The 12416-nt window shown below is 69.2% G+C and carries 13 protein-coding genes and 1 riboswitch; of the genes, 7 read left to right on the top strand and 6 right to left on the bottom strand.

The genetic code is table 11. From position 1 onward, the window contains the following. Positions 1-3: 3 nt before the first annotated feature. Complete coding sequence (locus ACX9MO_RS08885; protein ID WP_222490680.1) at positions 4-648, bottom strand: exopolysaccharide biosynthesis protein; 645 nt, start codon at positions 646-648, stop codon at positions 4-6. A gap of 31 nt (positions 649-679) precedes the next feature. After that, complete coding sequence (locus ACX9MO_RS08880) at positions 680-1561, bottom strand: SDR family oxidoreductase (protein ID WP_462214269.1); 882 nt, start codon at positions 1559-1561, stop codon at positions 680-682. Positions 1562-1710: 149 nt separating this feature from the next. Here ACX9MO_RS08880 and ACX9MO_RS08875 point away from each other — a divergent pair, with 149 nt between their 5' ends. The 3 genes from ACX9MO_RS08875 (at position 1711) to ACX9MO_RS08865 (ending at position 4609) form a co-directional block, all read left to right on the top strand. Then, positions 1711-3189, top strand: a complete 1479-nt coding sequence (locus ACX9MO_RS08875; RefSeq protein WP_462214268.1) for an AMP nucleosidase — start codon at positions 1711-1713, stop codon at positions 3187-3189. A 150-nt stretch (positions 3190-3339) separates the two neighbouring features. Then, positions 3340-3627, top strand: a complete 288-nt coding sequence (locus ACX9MO_RS08870; RefSeq protein WP_222490683.1) for an HU family DNA-binding protein — start codon at positions 3340-3342, stop codon at positions 3625-3627. Between the two features lie 109 nt (positions 3628-3736). Beyond that, entirely contained in the window at positions 3737-4609 is an 873-nt protein-coding gene (locus ACX9MO_RS08865) for a DMT family transporter (protein WP_462214267.1), read from the top strand. A gap of 88 nt (positions 4610-4697) precedes the next feature. Here ACX9MO_RS08865 and ACX9MO_RS08860 read toward each other — a convergent pair whose 3' ends face one another. Continuing rightward, positions 4698-5369 (bottom strand): glutathione S-transferase family protein, encoded by a 672-nt coding sequence (locus tag ACX9MO_RS08860; RefSeq protein WP_462214266.1) that lies wholly within the window; start codon positions 5367-5369, stop codon positions 4698-4700. Between the two features lie 130 nt (positions 5370-5499). After that, complete coding sequence (aroC, locus tag ACX9MO_RS08855; RefSeq protein ID WP_462214265.1) at positions 5500-6603, bottom strand: chorismate synthase; 1104 nt, start codon at positions 6601-6603, stop codon at positions 5500-5502. Between the two features lie 220 nt (positions 6604-6823). Further along, a riboswitch (TPP riboswitch) is annotated at positions 6824-6927 on the top strand. A 48-nt stretch (positions 6928-6975) separates the two neighbouring features. Between aroC and thiB the strand changes: the two genes are divergently transcribed. From thiB to ACX9MO_RS08840, 3 genes are all read left to right on the top strand, one after another. Then, positions 6976-7953 carry a thiamine ABC transporter substrate binding subunit gene (thiB, locus tag ACX9MO_RS08850; protein WP_462214264.1) on the top strand — a complete coding sequence of 326 codons (978 nt, stop codon included), beginning with the start codon at positions 6976-6978 and terminating at the stop codon, positions 7951-7953. A 135-nt stretch (positions 7954-8088) separates the two neighbouring features. Then, a complete protein-coding gene (locus ACX9MO_RS08845) occupies positions 8089-9726 on the top strand; it encodes a thiamine/thiamine pyrophosphate ABC transporter permease ThiP (RefSeq protein ID WP_462214263.1) in 1638 nt (545 codons plus the stop codon). Further along, on the top strand, positions 9713-10408 hold the full coding sequence (locus tag ACX9MO_RS08840; protein WP_462214262.1) for a thiamine ABC transporter ATP-binding protein: 696 nt from the start codon (positions 9713-9715) through the stop codon (positions 10406-10408). Before ACX9MO_RS08845 ends, ACX9MO_RS08840 begins: the two co-directional genes overlap by 14 nt. Here ACX9MO_RS08840 and ACX9MO_RS08835 read toward each other — a convergent pair. Together ACX9MO_RS08835 and ACX9MO_RS08830 are read right to left on the bottom strand one after the other, a co-directional pair. After that, the gene (locus ACX9MO_RS08835; RefSeq protein WP_222490688.1) at positions 10405-11067 is read right to left on the bottom strand and encodes a GntR family transcriptional regulator; all 663 of its coding nucleotides are present in this window, start codon (positions 11065-11067) and stop codon (positions 10405-10407) included. The genes ACX9MO_RS08840 and ACX9MO_RS08835 overlap by 4 nt on opposite strands. A gap of 127 nt (positions 11068-11194) precedes the next feature. Then, on the bottom strand, positions 11195-11887 hold the full coding sequence (locus ACX9MO_RS08830) for a M48 family metallopeptidase (protein ID WP_462214261.1): 693 nt from the start codon (positions 11885-11887) through the stop codon (positions 11195-11197). 190 nt (positions 11888-12077) lie between these two features. Here ACX9MO_RS08830 and ACX9MO_RS08825 point away from each other — a divergent pair, with 190 nt between their 5' ends. After that, complete coding sequence (locus ACX9MO_RS08825; protein WP_222490690.1) at positions 12078-12401, top strand: TIGR02300 family protein; 324 nt, start codon at positions 12078-12080, stop codon at positions 12399-12401. The last annotated feature ends 15 nt before the right edge of the window (positions 12402-12416 follow it).

Here is a 12416-nt window from a genome sequence, read left to right as displayed (position 1 = left end):
CATTCAGACTCCGGCGCCCGTGCTGACCAGCCACCAGATCCCGAAGAGCGCCGCCCCCGACCAGATGTGCCCGAGCACGGCAAAGAGCCCGTCCCGCGCCAGCATCGAGATCGCGTAGAAGGTGATCGCCGTAGCGAAGATCGAGGTCACCATCGGCAGCACCTCAAGGAAGGGGATGATCACGCAGATCCCCATGATCACAAGCATGTTCACCATGCTCATCGGGCGCCGCACCATCAGCGACAGCCGCTGGTGCGTGCGCCGGTCGATCCAGCCCGCGGGCTTGCGCAGCCAGTCGATGGCCCGGCCGAACTTGGCACCATCCACGGTCCGGCGCAGCAAGAACTGCGGCAGCCAAGTGCGGGAACGGCCCATCAGCTTCTGTGCGGTCAGCAGGAAGATGAAAAGCGCCCCCAGCGTCGGCAGCCCGGGAATCCCCGAGAGCGGCGAGACGAGGATCATCGAGGGCACCAGCAGGATGGGCGCAAACGACCGTACGCCCATCTCGTCGAGGATATCGCGGACCGACACCCGCGCATCGCCTGCAATGCGGTCGAGGGCGTCGAGGATGTCCGTCAGGCTGCGCAGTTCGGGTTCCGCGCGGGTCGCAGCCGTGGGAGGGGCATATGTCATCTCGGTGGAGCTCATGGACAGCCAACGCGCTGGAGCGCATCCGGTTTCATGGATTCGTCGGCGAGGGGCCCGCTGCGCGGTCTTCCTCCTCCAGCAGGGCCTTCAGCCCACTGCGGTAGTCAGGGTAGAGCAGCTGCACCCCCAGGTCCTCCTTGATACGGTCGTTCCGCACCCGCTTGCTCTCGGCATAGAAGCTGCGCGCCATGGGCGTCATCTCGGCAGTGCGGAAATCCTCCTCCGGCGGCGGATCGACGCCGAGCAGCCCTGCCGCGTAGGTGATCACGTCCTCAGGCGGGGCGGCCTCGTCATCGCAGAGGTTGTAGACCGCGCCGGGATCGGGCCGCGCGATGGAGGCTGCAAGGACCTGCGCGATATCCTCCACGTGGATGCGGCTGAAGACCTGCCCGGGCTTGAGGATGCGCCGCGCCTTGCCCGCGCGCACCTTGGCAAAGGGGCCACGGCCCGGGCCATAGATCCCCGCCAGCCGGAAGATATGCAGCGGCAGCCCGGGGATCGCCTGCCATTCGGCCTCGGCGCCGGCCCGCCACTGGCCGCGCCGGGTGGAGGGCGTCAGCGGCGTCGCCTCGTCGACCCAGCCGCCCGCGTGATCGCCGTAGACCCCGGTGGTGGAGAGGTAGCCCACCCATTCCAGCCGGGGCGCGGCCGCAACGAAGGCCTCGCGCATCTCGCGCAGCACCGGATCGCCCTCGGCATCGGGCCCGGCGGAGATCAGCACATGGGTGGCGCGCGCCAGAACCGGGGTCAGGTCGGCACGCGGAAAGATGTGCGGGATCACCCCGGAGGCGGCGAGCGCCCGGGCCTTTTCCTCGCTGCGCGTGGTGCCATGGACCTGCCAGCCCTCGGGCAGCAGGTGGCGGGTCAGGGCGCGGGCGGAATAGCCGTGGCCGAAGGACAGAAGCAGGGTCATGCCAGCGAAGTGTGTCGGGCAGGGCATCAAGTCAAGGCAAATGCCCGCCCATGGCCGCGAACCGCCTGAATCGCGCCGTATCTGGGCTTGCCCTCCCCCTTGTTTTCAAGGCAGATAGGCCAAAACCGGCCCGAACCGGCAAGGACCCGATGGAATACGCGCAGACGACATACCGCAGCCCGCAGCTGCCCGCCGCAGAAGTCTTCGACAGCGCCCGCCCGGCGGTGGACCGGCTGATCGCCCTCTATGAAGGCGCGACAGAGTTCCTCAAGGCCGAGTTCGTGGCCGCCCTCTCCGATGGTCAGCCGGATCAGCGCGTGCGCGCCTTCTATCCCGAGGTCCGGATCACCACCACGACCCACGCCAAGATCGACAGCCGCCTCAGCTTCGGCCACGTGGCGGCGCCGGGCACCTATGCCGCGACCATCACCCGGCCCGACCTGTTCCGCAACTACCTCGAACAGCAGATCAAGCTGCTGCTGGAAAACCACGGGGTGCCGGTGCAGGTGGGCCTGTCGGACACGCCGATGCCGGTGCATTTCGCCGTCGCCCGCGACAGCGCCCTGACCGTCCCGCACGAGGGCGCGGCCAGCTTCCCGCTGCGCGACGTCTTCGACGTGCCGGACCTGACGACGACCAACGACGACATCGTGAACGGCACGGCCCAGCCCGCGCCCGACGGCACGCTCTCGCTGGCGCCCTTCACGGCGCAGCGGGTGGATTACTCGCTGGCGCGGCTGGCCCATTACACGGCTACCGACCCCGAGCATTTCCAGAACCACGTTCTATTCACGAACTACCAGTTCTACGTCTCGGAATTCGAGGCCTACGCCCGCCGGATGCTGGCCGATCCCGAGAGCGGCTACACCAGCTTCGTCTCGACCGGGAACGCCGAGATCACCGAGGCGCTCGGCGATCTGCCGGTGGCGGCCAAGATGCCGCAGATGCCGACCTATCACCTCAAGCGGCCCGACAGTCAGGGCATCACGCTGGTGAACATCGGCGTCGGCCCCTCCAACGCCAAGACGGCGACGGACCATATCGCCGTGCTGCGGCCCCATGCCTGGCTCATGGTCGGCCATTGCGCGGGGCTGCGGAACTCGCAGAGCCTCGGCGATTTCGTCCTCGCCCATGCCTACCTGCGCGAGGACAAGGTGCTGGACGACGACCTGCCGCTCTGGGTGCCGATCCCGGCCCTGGCGGAGATCCAGGTCGCGCTTGAAGATGCCGTCGAGGCAGAGACCGCCCTGACCGGCTACGACCTGAAGCGCGTCATGCGCACGGGCACCGTCGCCAGCCTCGACAACCGGAACTGGGAGCTCAGGGACCACTCCGGCCCCGTGCAGCGCCTCAGCCAGTCCCGCGCCGTGGCGCTGGACATGGAAAGTGCCACCATCGCCGCCAACGGCTTCCGCTTCCGCGTGCCCTACGGGACGCTGCTCTGTGTCAGCGACAAGCCGCTGCACGGAGAGTTGAAGCTGCCCGGCATGGCCAGCGACTTTTACAAGACCCAGGTGGCGCGCCACCTGATGATCGGCATTCGCGCCATGGAAACCCTGCGCGACATGCCGCTGGAGCGGATCCACAGCCGGAAACTGCGCTCTTTCGACGAGACGGCTTTCCTATGATTCACTCAACCGCGCGTTGTTCGTCACAGTTGTCTACAAGAGGTGACTTTATACCCCTTGAAGACCACTATTTATTGTGTTTTTCCCCAATATCCGGTTAGATGTTGACCGATACGCCCAAGACATCGGGCAGTGAAAAGGAGACCAGAAATGGCCAAACCGATGACCAAGACCCAACTCGTTGCCGCACTGGCCGAAGAAATGGGCGCAGACAAGAAAACCGCCTCGACCGCGCTGGACGCCGTCGTTTCGGTGATCACCAAGGAAGTCGCAGAGGGCGGCGCCGTGACCCTGCCCGGCGTTGGCAAGATCTACTGCCGTGAGCGCCCCGAGCGCATGGTGCGCAACCCCGCCACCGGCGAGCAGATCAAGAAGGAAGCCGACAAGGTCGTCAAGATGACGATCGCCAAGGCGCTGAAAGACAGCGTGAACGGCTGATCTCGGACCGGCTGCGCCCTCCGCGCGGCCTCCGACATCCCTTCAGGGCCGCCGGGCCGATGCCCGGGCGGCCCTTTTGTTGTTTCCTGAATACAAGAGGTTGGCCAAGATGGATATTCGCGCCATCGCCATGGGCGTCCTGTTCTCCCTGCTCTGGTCCTCGGCCTTCTCCTCGGCCCGGGTAATCGTGGCCCACGCCCCGCCGGTGGCCTCGCTGGCGCTGCGCTTCCTGATCTCCGGCCTCGTCGGCGTCGCGATTGCCCGCGCCCTTGGCCAGAGCTGGCGCCTGACCCGCCCGCAATGGCGCGGCACGGTGATCTTCGGCCTGTGCCAGAACGCGCTCTACCTCGGGCTCTTCTTCATCGCGATGCAATGGATCGAGGCCTCGCTCGCCTCGATCATCGCCTCCACCATGCCGCTGATGGTCGGGCTTATCGGCTGGGCCGTGCTCGGCGACCGGCTAAACCGCATGACGGTGCTGGGGCTGGGCCTCGGCGTGGCGGGCGTGATCCTGATCATGGGCACGCGGCTTGGCACAGGCACCGATCCGATCGGCGTGGCGCTCTGCCTTGCGGGCACGCTGGCGCTCTCCATCGCGACCCTCAGCGCGCGGGGCGCCTCCTCGGGCGGCAACGTGCTGATGGTGGTCGGGCTCCAGATGCTGGCCGGCAGCGCGTTCCTCTTCGTTGCGGCGCTCTTCCTCGACGAACGTCCGCTGGCCTATGCGCCCGAGTTGCTCTGGGCCTTCACCTACACGGTCTTCGTGCCGGGGCTGCTGGCCACATGGGTCTGGTTCACGCTGGTGAACCGGATCGGCGCGGTGCGGGCGGCGACATTCCACTTCCTGAACCCCTTCTTCGGGGTGCTGGTCGCGGCCATCGTCCTGGGCGAAGCGGTGCGCCCTCTCGACATCCTCGGCGTCGGCGTGGTGGCCGCGGGCATCCTCGCAGTGCAACTCGGCCGGGCGCGGCGCACGGGCTAAGGTCTCACGGGACCCGCGGGCCGACGACATCGGTCCGCGCCCCGGAGCTGCGGCTCGACACCCTGCGGCCCGCCCTACGCGGGCCGCGTCACTCCGCCGCCAGCTGCTTGTCGAAGATCATCGTATCGGTGACCGAGGGCCGGTTCCGGCAGCGCCGGACCCACTCTGCCACCGCAGCCCCCGGGGGCATCGCGTCGGGCACCGCGGCAAAGGCATCCGCAATCAGCAGATCCGCCGCGCTGTACTGCGGCCCCATGAGATAGCCGCCGCCGCTCAACGCCGCCTCCAGTCGCCGACCTACCTCGCGCAGGCTGCGGAAGGTCCGCTGCAGGGCCGGATGCTCGACCTTGTAGAGATGGAAGTGCATCACCGGCTCCAGCGTGCCCGCGTACCAGGTGAGCCACGACAGGTACTGCCCGCGCCCGGTATGCCCCGCCATCGGCGCCAGCCCGTTCTCGGGGAAGAGATCGGTCAGGTAGGCGAAGATCGCGGCGGTTTCCCAGATATGCTCGCCATCATGATCCAGCAGGGGCACCTTGCCCTCGGGGTGGGGGTTGATCGCATCGACCCAGCCGGAGCCGTCGTTGCGCACGATCGAGACCGGGACCACGTTCACATTCCGCAGCGCCCCGAGCTCGACACAAAGTTGATAGACCCGCGAGGCGCGACTCATCGGGGCGTAATAGAGCGTCAACATCCGCAACACCATGTTCTCAAGCAGCCGCACCACCCGGGCCGGGGCACGGGCGGAGACGGCCAATCAACTCGGGCCAATCGTGACGCCATCTGGCGTCACGTCAATTCCGGTTTGTGAGATACACGTGCAGGGGCGTTCAAACTATACGCCAGAACAGGGGGGGTCCTACGCAGCAGGCAGCTAAGGGGGGCGCTCAGCCGATCCTGCCGCCCGCATCGCCGATCTGCCCGCGGTGCAGCAGCAGGTGATCCAGAACCACGCAGGCCATCATCGCCTCGCCCACCGGCACGGCACGGATGCCGACACAGGGATCGTGACGCCCCTTGGTGATCACCTCGGCGGGCTTGCCCTCCAGCGTGATCGAGGCGCGCGGGCGCAGGATCGAGGAGGTCGGCTTGACCGCGAAGCGCACCACGAGGTCCTGCCCGGTGGAGATCCCTCCGAGGATGCCGCCCGCATGGTTCGAGCCGTAGACCGGCTTGCCGTCATTGCCCATGAAGATCTCGTCGGCATTCTCCTCGCCGGTCAGCGCGGCGGCGGCCATGCCCTCGCCGATCTCGACACCCTTCACGGCATTGATCGACATCATCGCCGCGGCCAGCTCGGTGTCGAGCTTGCCATAGACCGGCGCGCCCAGCCCCGCCGGCACGCCCGAGGCGATGACCTCGACCACGGCGCCCACGGAATTGCCGCTCTTGCGCAGGCTGTCGAGGTAGTCGGCCCAGTCCTGCGCCGCCACCGCGTCGGGGCACCAGAAGGGGTTCTCGCCGACCTGGCCGAGGTCCAGCCGCGACCGGTCGATCGCCTTCGGCCCCATCTGCACCATGTAGCCGGTGATCTTCACCTCGGGGGCCAGCTGTGCCAGCGCCGCCCGCGCCAGCCCGCCGGCCGCCACACGCGCCGCGGTCTCCCGCGCCGAGGAGCGCCCACCACCGCGATAGTCGCGGATGCCGTACTTCTGGAAATAGGTGATGTCGGCGTGACCGGGCCGGAAGGTCTGCGAGATCTCGGAGTAATCCTTCGACCGCTGGTCGGTGTTGCGGATCATCAGCTGCACCGGGGTCCCGGTGGTCTTGCCCTCGAAGACGCCCGAGAGGATCTCCACCTGGTCGGGCTCGCGCCGCTGGGTGGTGTACTTCGACTGGCCCGGCTTGCGCTTGTCCAGCCACTGCTGGAGCATCGCCTCGTCGATCTCGACCCCCGGAGGGCAGCCATCCACGGTCGCCCCCAGCGCCGGCCCGTGGCTCTCGCCCCAGGTGGTGACACGGAAAAGATGGCCAAAGCTGTTCATCGACATGGGGCGCGTCCTCCTGACTTCGCCCCCCGTTATCCCGAACCGCCCCGCAGTTCAATTGCGCAAGGCTCCGGCGCGCCGCCCGCCCCCCATCCACTGTTCACAAGTATCCTCGGGGGGAGGGCCGCAGGCCCGGGGGGGCAGACAGCCCCCCTGCCCCCTCGCCACCCTCGCGCAGGCCCGACCGCCCCCCTTGCCAGCCGCCCCGCCGCTCACTAGTGTCGCCCCCACCTCGGGGTGCCCCACAGGGGCTGAGATGCGCTGATCCGCGAACCCGTTGAACCTGAACCGGTTAAGACCGGCGGAGGGAAGGTCCGGATCCGCGCTTCACGGCCATCCGATACTTGCCCCGCCCGTCGCAAGTGGAGGATGACAATGCGACATCTGGCAATTGCTGCGGGACTGCTCATGGCCACACAGGCCGCCGCGCAGACCCCTGAGCTCACCGTCTACACCTACGACAGCCTCGCCACCGAATGGGGCCCCGGCCCCGTGATCGAGGCGGAATTCGAAAAGACCTGCGGCTGCGACGTGACCTTCGTCACTGCAGGCGACGGCGCAGCGCTGCTCTCGCGGCTGCGGCTCGAAGGGGCCCGCACCGAGGCCGACGTGGTGCTCGGCCTCGACACGGCGCTGATGGGCGCGGCCGCGGAGAGCGGCCTCTTCGCCGCCTCGGACGTCACCGCCGAGTACAGCCTGCCGATCGACTGGACGGACGAGACCTTCGTGCCCTTCGACTGGGGCTATTTCGCCTTCGTCGGCCTCACAGACGGCCCCCGGCCCACGAGCTTCCGCGCACTGGCCGACAGCGACGCCTCCATCGTGATCGAGGACCCGCGCAGCTCAACCCCCGGTCTCGGCCTGCTGCTCTGGGTGAAACAGGCCTACGGCGACGAGGCCCCGGCGATCTGGGAGGCGCTGGCCGACAATATCGTCACCGTCACCCCCGGCTGGTCCGAGGCCTATGGCCTCTTCCTCGAGGGCGAGGCCGACCTCGTGCTCTCCTACACCACCTCGCCCGCCTATCACCTGATCGCCGAGGATGACGCCGGCAAGACCGCGCTCGCCTTCGACGAGGGCAATTACATGCAGGTCGAAGTGGCGGCCAGGCTGGCCTCCTCCGATCAGCCCGAGCTGGCGCAGCAGTTCCTCCAGTTCCTGACCGGCGAGGCGGTGCAATCCGCGATCCCCACGACGAACTGGATGTACCCGGCCGTGATCCCCGATGCGGGCCTGCCCGAGGGCTACGAGACGCTCACCGTCCCCACCACGCCGCTGCTCCTGCCGGTCGCGGAGGCGCAGGCCGCCCGCGATGCCGCGCTCGAGGAATGGCGCGCCGCGCTCGCCAAGTGACGGGCGCAATGCACAGCGAAGTGACAGGCCCGATGCAGGCCCCGCCCAGGGCCCCGGCACCACCTGCCCGGCCCCGTGCAACGCCCGGCCCAAGGAGCCGGGCGTCGGTCGACCTCACGTCGGAGCCCTGACCCGATGCACGCGACACGAGGCGAGACACAGGCGGCGGATCAATTTCCGGCCCGTCGCCGCTGGACGGCCACCGCCCCCACTCACGGACCGGGGGCCCTTGCCGGGCGCCTCGCCGCGGGGGCCGTCTGTCTCGCCCTCGTCCTGCCGCTCGCCGCGATCCTGTGGCGGGCGGCAACGGACACCCCGGGCCCGGCCTCCGTCATGGGCCTCTTCCGCCTCGGCCCCGCCGATCTGGCCGCGCTGCGCTTCACGCTCTGGCAGGCGCTGCTCTCGGCCCTGATCTCGACCCTGCTGGCGGTGCCCGTGGCCCGCGCCCTTGCCCGCCGTCGCTTTCCCGGCCGGGGCTTCGTCATCACGCTGATGGGCGCGCCCTTCCTGCTGCCGGTGATCGTCGCCGTGCTCGCCCTTCTCGCCGTCTTCGGACGCGGCGGGCTGGTGAACGAGGGGCTCACCGCCCTCGGCCTGCCGGCGATCCGCATCTACGGGCTGCACGGGGTGGTTCTGGCCCATGTCTTCTTCAACCTGCCCCTCGCCGTGCGGCTGATCCTTCAGGGCTGGCAGGCGATCCCCGCGGAACGCTTCCGCCTCGCCGCGCAGCTGGGCCTGCGCCCGGCCGGGGTCTTCCGCCTGCTGGAGGCGCCCATGCTGCGCGCCACGCTGCCCGGCACGGCGCTGGTGATCTTCGCGATCTGCCTGTCCTCCTTCGCCGTGGCGCTCACCCTCGGCGGCGGCCCCGCCGCCACCACGGTCGAGCTCGCCATCTACCAGAGCTTCCGCTTCGACTTCGACCTGACCCGCGCCGCCACACTGGCCCTGATCCAGCTGGCCCTCGTGGCCGGGGCCGCGCTGATCTCGCTGCGCATCGGGCGGCCCGCGGGCTTCGGCAGCGGCCTCGACCGGCCCGTGACCCGCTGGGACGCGGGCAGCCTGCCGCTGCGCCTGATCGACGGCGCCGCAATCGCCCTGGCCGCCGCCTTCCTGCTGGTCCCGCTGGCGGTGATCGTGCTGAACGGAATCGGCGGCCTCACCCGCCTGCCCGCCAGCCTCTGGCCCGCCACGCTGAACTCGCTGGTGGTCAGCCTTGCCGCCACCGCCACCACCATGGCGCTTGCGCTTGCCATGGCGCTTGCGCGCCGCACCTGGGTCGAAACGGCGGGCCTGCTGCCGCTTGCGGTCTCCGGCCTCGTCCTCGGGACCGGGCTCTTCCTGCTGGTGCTGCCCTTCGCGGCCCCGGCCACCCTCGCCCTGCCGGTGACGGTGCTGGTCAACACGCTCATGGCCCTGCCCTTCGCCCTGCGCATCCTCGCCCCCGTCGCGGCAAAGATCGAGGCGGAGCACGGTCGCCTCGCCGATCACCTCGGCCTCACAGGCCTCGCCCGGCTGCGCCTGCTCACCCTGCCGCGCCTGCGCCCCGCCCTCGGCTTTGCCGCCGGCCTCACCGCCGCCCTCGCCATGGGCGACCTCGGGGTGATCGCGCTCTTTGCCGACCCGCAGCAGGCGACGCTGCCGCTGCAGATGCACCGCCTGATGGGCGCCTACCAGATGCAGGCCGCGCAGGGGGCGGCGCTGGTCCTGCTGGCGCTCAGCTTCGGGCTGTTCTGGATCTTCGACCGATGGGGGCGCGCCGGTGCTGAGGCTTGATCACCTGACCCTGCAACAGGGCGAATTCTCCCTGACCGCGGACCTTAGCCTGCCGCCGGGCAGCCGCTGCGCCCTGATCGGCCCCTCGGGCGCTGGGAAATCCACGTTGCTCAATGCCATCGCGGGCTTCCTGCCGCCCCTCACGGGCCGCATCCTCTGGGAGGACAGGGACCTGACGCCCCTCGCCCCCGCCGCGCGCCCCGTGGCAATGCTGTTCCAGGATGGCAATCTCTTCCCGCATCTCGACATCGCCCGCAACGTGGCGCTCGGGCTCAAGCCCAACCTGCGCCTCACCCCCGACGATCACGCCCGCGTCCGCGTGGCCCTCGCCCGCGTGGGTCTCGACGGCCTCGGCGACCGGCGCCCCGGCGCGCTCTCCGGCGGCCAGCAGAGCCGCGCGGCACTGGCCCGCGTGCTGGTCCAGAACCGCCCGCTGCTGCTGCTGGATGAACCCTTCGCCGCCCTCGGCCCCGCCCTGCGCGCCGAGATGCTCGCCCTCGTGCGCGCGGTGGTGGAGGAGACCGGCGCCACGCTGCTCATGGTCACCCATGCGCCGGAGGATGCCCGCCGCATCGCCGACAGGCTGATCCTCGTCTCCGACAACCACGCCGCACCCCCGGCGCCGATCACCCTGCTGGACGATCCGACACCGGCGCTGCGCGCCTACCTCGGCGAGGGTTAGGTCGTCAGCATCCGCAGGCCCTGCGTCACGTCGGACCGCACCGCCAGCCGCAGCCCCGGCTCGTCGCCGGCCTTCAGCGCGGCAATGATCAGCTTGTGGAAATGCGGCGTCTCGCGGCGCTGCAAACGGCCATAGAGCTTGCGCATCGTGGGCCCCAGCTGCAGCCAGACCGTCTCGGCCATGGCCAGCATCGCCGGCGCCTGCGCCCGCAAATAGAGCGTCCGGTGGAACTCGAGATTGGTGCGGATATAGCCCACGGCGTCATGGGCCTCGATCACCTCGCCAATGGAGGCGTTGATGGTCTGCAACCGGTCGATCAGCGCCATATGCGCCCGCGGCAGGGCCCGGCTCGCCAGTTCGACCTCCAGCAGTGCCCGCAGCGCCGCCAACTCCTCGATCCGCTCGTTCGTGAGCTCCGGCGTGGAGACCCGTCCCGAGGAGGAGAGCTGCAAGGCCCCTTCCGCCACCAGCCGCCGCACGGCCTCCCGCGCCGGCGTCATGGAGACGCCGAACTCCGCCCCGATGCCGCGCAGGGTCAGCGCCTGCCCCGGCGCGATGGCCCCATGCATGATACGGGTGCGCAGCCCGCGATAGACCCGGTCATGGGCGGCGGGCGTCGGATCGGAACGGGGGCTTTCGGGGCGTGGCGTGAGCAGCATGACCGACATGTGATCACAAACGAGCCGGCGGTCAATACCGGACCCTATTCATCTTTCGCTCACAAATATCCTCGGGGGGCGGCTGCGCAGCAGCCGGGGGGCAGACAGCCCCCCTCCCACACCAACCTCACTCGAATCGGTAGCGATGCAGCCCCGCCCCATGACGCCGCAACCAGTCCCGCGGCGCCGCATAGTCGCCATGGATCTGCTCGACCAGAAGCCAGAAGGCCGCGGAGTGATTCATCTCCGCCAGATGCGCCACCTCATGCGCCGCCACGTAGTCGAGCACCGCCTTCGGCGCCATCACCAGCCGCCAGGAGTACATCAGCCCGCCCGTCGAGGTGCAGGACCCCCAGCGGGAGCGGGTATCGCGCAGGGTGATCGCCTCGTAGCGCCGCCCCAGCCGCCCGGCGTAGAGATCCGAAGCCTCGGCCAATTGCTGCCCCGCGATCTGGCGCAGCAGGGCCTGCACACGGCGCGGCGCGGTCTCGGGGTTTCCGGGCACGCGGATCGCATCGGCCTCTACCCGGGGCGCGCGGCCCGTTTCGGCGCCCAGAACGGGCAGCAAACGCCCGCCCAGGGGCACTTCTGCCCCGATTCCCACGGCCACCGGCGCCCCTTGGCCCGCCAGCTGGCGGCGCAGCCAGTCGGCCTTCTCGCTGGCGAAGGCGAGCCCGTCGCGCTCGCTCACCCCGCGCGGCAGGGTCAGCGTCACGCGGCCATCGAGCGAGGAGACGCGCAGCGACATCCGCCGCGCGCGCCCCGATCGTTTCAGATTGATCTCCACCGGGGGGTTGCCCGGAAGGATATGCTGCCCCATATGAGCCCCTCGAAGGCCGGTCCGGCCGTTGTTGCTGCCGCTGCCCTCCGCAAGTGTCCCGATCCTGCACCGGTTTCCCGGCATGGGTTGACAGGCGTTGCAGACCGGGCGGAAAGGCTTTGACACCCTGTCCTGCTTATGGCAGGTGGCGCGGATCGTCGACAAGAGAGACCATCGAAAGGTGAGCCCGATGCCCAAGGAAGAATGGGGCGTGAAGCGCGTCTGCCCGACCACGGGCAAACGCTTTTACGATCTGAACAAGAACCCGATCGTCAGCCCCTACACGGGCGAGGTCGTGGAAGTGGAAGCGAACCGCAGCCGCATGATCGCGGCCGACGCGGAGGATTCGCAGTCCAAGAAGTCGCGTACCGATGCGTCGGACGCGGACAACGATGATCTGGAAGACGACGTCGACGTGGACATCGATGATGATCTGCTGGACGAGGACGACGACGACGACAACGTCTCGCTGGACGATCTGGCCGACGTCGCAGGCGACGACGACGAGTCGTAAGTTTACGTCGCGCAA

Source organism: Pseudooceanicola profundus (assembly GCF_054919315.1).
This window is presented reverse-complemented; position numbering and strand designations above follow the sequence as displayed.

Coding starts and splice junctions, on each gene's coding strand:
- ACX9MO_RS08885 (WP_222490680.1), bottom strand. CDS start 648: ATGAGCTCCACCGAGATGACATATGCCCCTCCCACGGCTGCGACCCGC.
- ACX9MO_RS08880 (WP_462214269.1), bottom strand. CDS start 1,561: ATGACCCTGCTTCTGTCCTTCGGCCACGGCTATTCCGCCCGCGCCCTG.
- ACX9MO_RS08875 (WP_462214268.1), top strand. CDS start 1,711: ATGGAATACGCGCAGACGACATACCGCAGCCCGCAGCTGCCCGCCGCA.
- ACX9MO_RS08870 (WP_222490683.1), top strand. CDS start 3,340: ATGGCCAAACCGATGACCAAGACCCAACTCGTTGCCGCACTGGCCGAA.
- ACX9MO_RS08865 (WP_462214267.1), top strand. CDS start 3,737: ATGGATATTCGCGCCATCGCCATGGGCGTCCTGTTCTCCCTGCTCTGG.
- aroC (WP_462214265.1), bottom strand. CDS start 6,603: ATGTCGATGAACAGCTTTGGCCATCTTTTCCGTGTCACCACCTGGGGC.
- thiB (WP_462214264.1), top strand. CDS start 6,976: ATGCGACATCTGGCAATTGCTGCGGGACTGCTCATGGCCACACAGGCC.
- ACX9MO_RS08845 (WP_462214263.1), top strand. CDS start 8,089: ATGCACGCGACACGAGGCGAGACACAGGCGGCGGATCAATTTCCGGCC.
- ACX9MO_RS08835 (WP_222490688.1), bottom strand. CDS start 11,067: ATGCTGCTCACGCCACGCCCCGAAAGCCCCCGTTCCGATCCGACGCCC.
- ACX9MO_RS08830 (WP_462214261.1), bottom strand. CDS start 11,887: ATGGGGCAGCATATCCTTCCGGGCAACCCCCCGGTGGAGATCAATCTG.
- ACX9MO_RS08825 (WP_222490690.1), top strand. CDS start 12,078: ATGCCCAAGGAAGAATGGGGCGTGAAGCGCGTCTGCCCGACCACGGGC.